Annotated in this window: 6 protein-coding genes; 2 read left to right on the top strand and 4 right to left on the bottom strand. The window is 48.4% G+C overall.

What is annotated here, in order from left to right:
• Positions 1-52 precede the first annotated feature (52 nt).
• From AB3R30_RS26670 to AB3R30_RS26655, 4 genes are read right to left on the bottom strand one after another with little or no spacing between them, the layout of a single operon-like run.
• Positions 53-628: a DsbA family protein gene (locus AB3R30_RS26670; RefSeq protein ID WP_458652236.1), complete on the bottom strand. Its 576-nt coding sequence runs from the start codon at positions 626-628 to the stop codon at positions 53-55.
• Positions 625-1,248: a hypothetical protein gene (locus tag AB3R30_RS26665; protein WP_458652235.1), complete on the bottom strand. Its 624-nt coding sequence runs from the start codon at positions 1,246-1,248 to the stop codon at positions 625-627. Before AB3R30_RS26665 ends, AB3R30_RS26670 begins: the two co-directional genes overlap by 4 nt.
• 12 nt (positions 1,249-1,260) lie before the next feature.
• On the bottom strand, positions 1,261-1,692 hold the full coding sequence (locus AB3R30_RS26660) for a hypothetical protein (protein ID WP_458652234.1): 432 nt from the start codon (positions 1,690-1,692) through the stop codon (positions 1,261-1,263).
• A gap of 9 nt (positions 1,693-1,701) precedes the next feature.
• Entirely contained in the window at positions 1,702-4,107 is a 2,406-nt protein-coding gene (locus AB3R30_RS26655) for a hypothetical protein (RefSeq protein WP_458652233.1), read from the bottom strand.
• A gap of 184 nt (positions 4,108-4,291) precedes the next feature.
• Here AB3R30_RS26655 and AB3R30_RS26650 point away from each other — a divergent pair, with 184 nt between their 5' ends.
• Together AB3R30_RS26650 and AB3R30_RS26645 are read left to right on the top strand one after the other, a co-directional pair.
• Positions 4,292-4,432 (top strand): hypothetical protein, encoded by a 141-nt coding sequence (locus AB3R30_RS26650; RefSeq protein WP_458652232.1) that lies wholly within the window; start codon positions 4,292-4,294, stop codon positions 4,430-4,432.
• 153 nt (positions 4,433-4,585) lie between these two features.
• On the top strand, positions 4,586-5,335 hold the full coding sequence (locus AB3R30_RS26645) for a hypothetical protein (protein ID WP_458652231.1): 750 nt from the start codon (positions 4,586-4,588) through the stop codon (positions 5,333-5,335).
• Positions 5,336-5,387 lie beyond the last annotated feature (52 nt).

The following is a 5,387-nucleotide window of genomic DNA, read 5'->3' as shown; positions in this document are numbered from 1 at the left end:
AGCATGGAATGCTCTCGGATTACTTGACTGCCCAACTCAAGCATCCATCTGTTCAAATGACTTTTGCGTAAGTCCTGTTTAATTTTTTAGCGATTTTCAGGTAAACCGCCTCATCCAATGGTTTCTCTGTTTCATACAAGGCATCGTGGTACTGCCAAAACTTGCCTTGTCGTCCAGCCGCCCATGCGGCTTTTGCCGCTGGTATTGATTGTGGGTGAATATCGGCGAGTGGCAGGTTCTTGTACGCAAATGCCATTGTCGGGAAGCGATCGCGCAGTTGCTTTAGACCCAGATGCGCCTGAATGCAGAATGGACACTCAAAATCGGCAAATTCAATCAAAGTGACAACGGCATGTTGACGATCGCCCAAAACAGGTGAATTTTCAAGAATTTGCGGAAGCTGCTGCCGGACTTGCTCAAACACTTGCGCCTGTGCCTGCGCCTGCTGTTCTCGCTGCTGATGCTGATAGGCAGACAGAGATTTGAGAATTGCTTCTGAGTGCTTATCAATGACCTCTAAAATGCTTTTCTCTAAATTGGCATTCACTGTAGCCAAAACAGGCATGATGTTAAACAGCCAGATGCTACAACACAGCAAAATTACCAGGATGCGCTGCCACCACTTCATTTTCCACCTGCCTCGATTGCAGAGTTTGCCATTTTAATGAGCGACGCGCGATCGCCCAGTTTGACTCCAACTGAGTAACGATAGCTATACTCATCCCAAACCACTTGTGCATCGGTGCAAACATGGCGGCAGAACCAGGGTAGGAACCAACCTTCAATGCCATTCATCAGCTTGACTCGTGACAACGGTTCTTTAGATCGATGCTCCTGAAAACTGCTTTGACTCTGCTCAGATAGGGTTTGCTCAAAAGATTCTTCAATGGATTCAGAAGGTTTCATTCCCCCTGAAATAGTTCCAAATCGGCAAGCATTGCCGCCGTTGCAATCAGGTGAGTAGCCCAGAATGGCTAAATACCCTCGTTCAGGTTGAGGCTGTGGAGCGGTTGTGCTAATAGACGGTGGCGAATATTGCTTCACCGCTGGGCGTTGTCCTTCCGCTGTAATATAGGTCGGTAAACGTAACGGAACACCACTTCGCTCTAGTGTGGGAAGAACTGATTGAAATAGAGTGGCGGCATTGGGAAGATTGGGCGCGGTGCTTTTCGTATAGGCACGAAGCGCAAAAAAGCAGCCAACTCCAATTACCAGCAGGACGATCGCGAATCTTATTCTTCGTCGCATTTCAAGCCTCTCTTATTGCTTACGCCACTTTGGTTCATATCGATCCATCAAATTCTCTGCTGTTTGTTTTGGAACGCCAGCTTCTACTAATCCCTGCACACCCAAAGAACCGCCACCCGAAGTAACTACGTTCCAGCGATTTCCTTTTCGCTTTAACAGAGTATTGCCAGCCATTTCCCCTCGTGTCCACCCGACCAGTGCATACCCATTGGCTTGGGCAACTTCAGCGATCGCTGCATTGGGTTTAATGCCTCGTGAGTTGAGATGCTTGAGAGCCATTTGTTGAATCGCTTTTGAATCAGCATTAATTGCAACAGCCTGGGGTTGACGTGCCATGACAGCCTGATCAGGATGAATCCAGGGTTCGATCAGGAGGCTGGCAGCGATCGCTACACCACAGAGAACCACTAAGGTAAGCTGACGCTGAATTCGATGTCGTTGCATAATGACCTCCTATTTGACGCGATAGATTTCTTCAGTTGGAGCTTCACCAAGATGAGAACTGTTGTTGTAGCTACCTGCAAAGTTGCGATCGGATTGCCAGGAAAACGTTGCGCGACTGGACGAATTGGATAGAACACGAGTGCAACCGTCATTTTGACAAATTCCAATATGTTCATAGCCTCTTGCCAGGATGATATCTCCAGCTTTCGCTTGAGAAGGCGCAACACGAGTTCCCCGACCGGATTTCATGGCAGACGCAACCGAGGGCACATAGTTTGGGTTGGAACCAATCGGGGCAATGCCTGCATCTGCAAGCACCTTATTCACTGCCCAGGCACAGGCTTCCCGTCCTCCTTGGGGACCCATGCTCGTATTCATTCCTCGCAGTTTCTGAGCAGTTTGCATAATCCGATTATTCTTTGCTCCACCTCCAGTTGAGCCTCCAGTAGAACCATTTGGTGATGAACAAACAACAGCCCCAGAGATATCTTTTCCGGCAGCACTGGTTCTATTTGCCGATCGCAAGGCTCGCTCAAATCGTTGATACTTTTCGTTGACAACCCCACCAACTTTGTCGTAGTCTCCATTGACAACACCACGAGCACAGGCTAAATCAGTTTTAGAGCCACTGATACACTGTCCAATATTGCGATTGGTATACCAACCTTCTTTCATGCCACGGCACAACGCATCCGCAGCGATTTGAGGTTGGTGTAACCGCTTGTCACTTAACCCCTTGTAGCTAGGCAACCCTAGCTTCTGGAAAACTTTCCGTTTGTTCTCACACCACGTCACTTGAATCAATCCTTCACCCCAACCGCAGGAGTCATACATTGCACGACTATATTCATTGGTTGTGTTAAAGTGATCCGTCTCGTGTTCAGCCGTAGCGAGAATATAGGCAAGTTGATTTTTGTCTGTCACCCCAGCTTTCGCACATGCTTGCATGATGTGGGGTATATATTTTGCCGCTTTCTGCATCTCGCCATTTGGTAGAGCAGATAGTGCAGCTCGACTCACGGCATCCAGCTTACTTGGATCAATCTGGCAGGTTTCTGAATTGTCACTACTTGAGCCTGAATCATATTGGTCAATCAGGTCTTGTACCTCTTGAGGAGTTTCAGGCGATTCAATGCCTGCGGGTGGAGTCATGGGAGTCAAGCCGACGAACACCATCCCCTTTTCTTTAGTTGGCAGGAAGGGAATGGGACCGATGAAGTAAGGTGTGCAGCCCAGGTCGATCGCTCCCCGGTGACAGACTCGAAAATACAGGCTGAATTGACCCGTGCCAGAAGATTCATCTGTTTGGGTTAAAACGACTTTGAAGGCAGGACCAAACGGATGCCGTCCAGTGGGTTCTTTACCACCATTGAGTTGACCGAGGATGCCTTCTCCACCTCGCACCATTTGCTCTCCTGAACCTTTACCACCGCGAATCCATCGAGCATTATTCAATTCAGGAGAACCTGCTGATCCCAGACTAAGTGGCGATCTCAGTTCAATGTAGTCACACCCTTGAGATTGGGCACAGGGGTGTTTAAATCCAACCTTGTCGCTTCCCGTAATTGAGAATTTTGTGGAAGTCTGACGTGATTCTTTATGCGAGCGATCGCCCCCATAGGTCACGTCATGGATGGCAACAAAGCCGAGAAACTGTCCTGGACTCAGTGGGAATTGGGAAAACGCAACTTGAGAGAGTCCTGGCACTCCATTCACAAAGGCAGTCTGCCAGTCCTGAAAGTTGCCTAGCTGAACCTGATCCAGACCAGGAATTTGGGTGAAGCTGTACTGAGCGAGTGGCAATTTATCTAGAGACAGACTGCCCAACACCTCATGGTTGGCGATCGCGGAGATTGGCGCAGCCAGCACCTGTCCACCCCAGTCGTTTAAGTTCAAATTTTTCAGTGCAGCTTGGGGCAGGTTCCTATTCACCAAGTCCACAAGTGGTTTGACCTGACCCAAACGCAGGTCTCCTAAACCTGGGATTGCGCGCATCAGGCTGGCGATCGTCTGTCGCCCAATGAGGGGAAAGTTGCTCAGACTAATGGCGTTTAAATCCAGTCCTGATAACTGAGCAATGTCATTCAAGCTGAACCCTTGAAAGCCAAAAGCATCTTGAACGTCGCCGAGCATCATGACATCGCCCAGTGAAGTTCCAGCTTGCCAACTGCGAGACGGGTTGTACCCAAGCTGACTCACCGCATCGGTTGGAATGTCGATAGAGCCACCGTCTTGAAGTGTCGGGAGGCTTGAGAAAGAGATGCTACCCCAATCTGGAACGGGAGCACCGTTGTAGGTCGCAGTTGGGACGTATGTTTCAGCGGCTCTGGCGATTGAGGGATTACCAAAGATTCCAGTGAAGACCAGCAGAACGGCAAGGACGATCCAGAGGAGATGTCGAAAACAGGCTTTCATAGAGGGGCTTAAGAACCACACTCTACGAGCCTATGAACGCCATCTGACTGGCGTATGGCACTGCTTAGGGTCTGTCTGACAATACTGAGATTTGTTTGAAAGCCCTAAAGGAGAGTCACTTTTTAGAGAATTAAATACAATTGGTTCCCAGCAACCTCATTAACAATGAGTCACAGGAGCCAGCATGGAAGAATTTGCTCAAATGTGGGAGCGAACAGAAAGGGATCGCCATGCAGCGTTGTTACGACAGTTGAAGTGGGAATTTTCCAGCCAACGACAAGAACCTTCTAATCCAGCAGTCCTCTCTGAGATAGTAGATTATTAAGAACTTCTGATGAGCGTAAACACCTATTGGTTTTGACCTCTCAATTAAAGCGTGGAGAAGGTCAACTACAGGGCAAGCAACGCAAGATTAACTATCGGAGTGCTGATAAATTCATCTTCAGAAACTCTGTCTATCGAGCAAAGGAAACCTTCAATGGCAGTTCAGACAAAACGCTGGTTTATCAATCAAGAAAGACCGAACCCTCAGTCACTTCAGATTGCCTTCTCCTGGTTACAAAGGCAAATGACCACCTCTCCCGCACATCAAGGTCTTCTTGCGGTTCCTGTGAAAAAAACATTGGAGAATATCAAGGGCGCACTTGGCGAAGAGACAGCAAAGCAACTGCAAAAAAACAACACAGTACAGCTTAAAAGTGGCAAACTTCACCTAATGACCGAGAGCATTCGCCGATCCTCATGGGCCGGTCCAGTTCTCGTGCTTTATCCACCGCAACGATTGCTTGATAGTGTGGATGAGTTACAAAGCGTGTCAGAAATTTTGGTTGTTCCTTGGTCCGTTCCTGAAGTGCAACCTTGGATTCAAATGTGGGATGTCTATGAATTAGGAGATACTTCTCCACACCCTCCAAAAACTTTCTTGAACCCAACAGTTCGAGCTGCACTTGAAAGCCTAACAACACGAATTAATCTTAGTACAGGTTTATCACACCCCTCAGACAAAGCTGCCGCGATTGATATGTTCCGACTACTTCACGTTGCTGGGGAAGTTTTCAACCCGGATGAGGTAAAGTCGTGGCTGGTGTCTGAATTGGGTTGGCGACCGCAGCAAGCTAATGAAGCTGCGGAGATTGCCCAGAAGGTACTTTCAGGTAGAACTCTGCGAGCAGCCAACCATCCAAGGTGGGCTGCTGATATTGTCAGGACTTACGCAAAAGTCATTTGAACAGATGGATGCTTGAGTTGGGCAGTCAAGTAATCCGAGAGCATTCCATGCT

The sequence above is a fragment of the Sivoneniella epilithica UHCC 1019 genome (genome assembly GCF_040830845.1).
Lineage (GTDB): Bacteria > Cyanobacteriota > Cyanobacteriia > Leptolyngbyales > Leptolyngbyaceae > ULC077BIN1.
The sequence above is the reverse complement of the archived record's forward strand: the minus strand, read 5'-3'. Positions and strand labels throughout refer to the sequence as shown.